The organism is Streptomyces sp. NPDC055140, assembly GCF_053607285.1.
This window is the reverse complement of the sequence record NZ_JBSGTG010000210.1, coordinates 1-1,178: the sequence shown is the minus strand read 5'-3', so window position 1 is coordinate 1,178 and position 1,178 is coordinate 1. Positions and strand designations below refer to the sequence as shown.

The following is a 1,178-nucleotide window of genomic DNA, read 5'->3' as shown; positions in this document are numbered from 1 at the left end:
CGTGACGACCGGTCGGCTGCTCCGCTCGTGTCACGTGACGAAACGGCACGCTGCTGGCCGCGAGCCATCACAGCGGCGACCGCCACGACCACCGCTTCGCGGGTCGCGGCCGCCGTCTTGCGGTCCTCGTACGCCCGCTGACGGCAGCTCCGGCGGCAGTAGGCCCGCGTCCGGCCGACACCGGACTGCCGGAACTCCGTCCCGCACCAGGCGCACAGCGTGCGCTCCTCGGCTCCCTCGATCTCCTCGCTCATCCCCACACCCTTGCATCACGACCCGACGGCCCGAATCGCCGCGCCTCAACGAACGCCGCGCAGCGTTGTAGCGGGGGGCGAGACGGGCGTTGCGCACGACGTCGCAGCGGACGTTGCGCAGAGGGTTGGAGCCGTCCGGCGACTCGCCACTCACCACCGCAGGTCGCACCGCCCGTGGGCCGTGGTGAGTGCTCGGACATCCCCGCCCTGACCCTCTGCTGAGCGCGCCGGGTGACCGGGCGGGGATCGTGTGGCCGCTGCGCTCGGCTCCCCCGCGCCGCCGTCGAGCAGCTGCACGACGACGAGCACCAGGAGCACGACGACGAAAGCGCCGGCACATTCCCGCGGCTTCCCCTCCTCGACCCCGGCCGCCGTCGCCGCGTACGTCACCGACACCCGCCGTACGTCTCCGACATGACGTACGACGACGAGCACCAGGAGCACGAGCAGCACGGCGCGGCCGGTCCGGTCCTGTCCGATCCGCCCCGGGCCCACGAAGGGGTGGAGGGGAGTTGCGGGGCTAACCCCCGCGCCCTCCATCGTGACGATCCCAACTCACCGGAGGCCCCTCGATGCCCACGATTGACCCGCTGCTGATCCCGCTGTTCCTCGTCGGCCTGGCCGTGCTCTGCGCGGCGCTCGTCTGCGTCACCGCGATCGTTCGCGCCGACCGCCGCGACGTCGTCGCCGTCGTTCGCGCGCTCCCCGAGCTGGCGGCGACGCTCATCCGATTCCGACGGCGACGGCGCACGTCTCCGGGCCGCTGAAGCGGAGCAAGTTATACGAGATCGTTCCAATCTCGCGGCCGGGGGTGGTCCGCCGGCCGAAGTGCGCGGCAGGCGGACGCCCGTCGTCGACCGCCACCCGGCACCGCCGGACCACCGCCACCCACACGCACGAGACCGCCACCCGAATGTGCCGGGT

The 1,178-nt window shown here is 72.8% G+C and carries 2 protein-coding genes and 1 pseudogene; 1 reads left to right on the top strand and 2 read right to left on the bottom strand.

Annotated elements, in window-relative coordinates:
- Positions 1 to 254 (bottom strand): annotated as a pseudogene (locus ACWFR4_RS49070) (hypothetical protein); the annotation flags it as partial.
- 150 nt (positions 255 to 404) lie between these two features.
- Positions 405 to 749 carry a hypothetical protein gene (locus ACWFR4_RS49065; protein ID WP_453658515.1) on the bottom strand — a complete coding sequence of 115 codons (345 nt, stop codon included), beginning with the start codon at positions 747 to 749 and terminating at the stop codon, positions 405 to 407.
- Between the two features lie 77 nt (positions 750 to 826).
- On the opposite strand from ACWFR4_RS49065, the gene ACWFR4_RS49060 reads away from it, so the two are divergent.
- Entirely contained in the window at positions 827 to 1,021 is a 195-nt protein-coding gene (locus ACWFR4_RS49060) for a hypothetical protein (RefSeq protein WP_383079378.1), read from the top strand.
- The last annotated feature ends 157 nt before the right edge of the window (positions 1,022 to 1,178 follow it).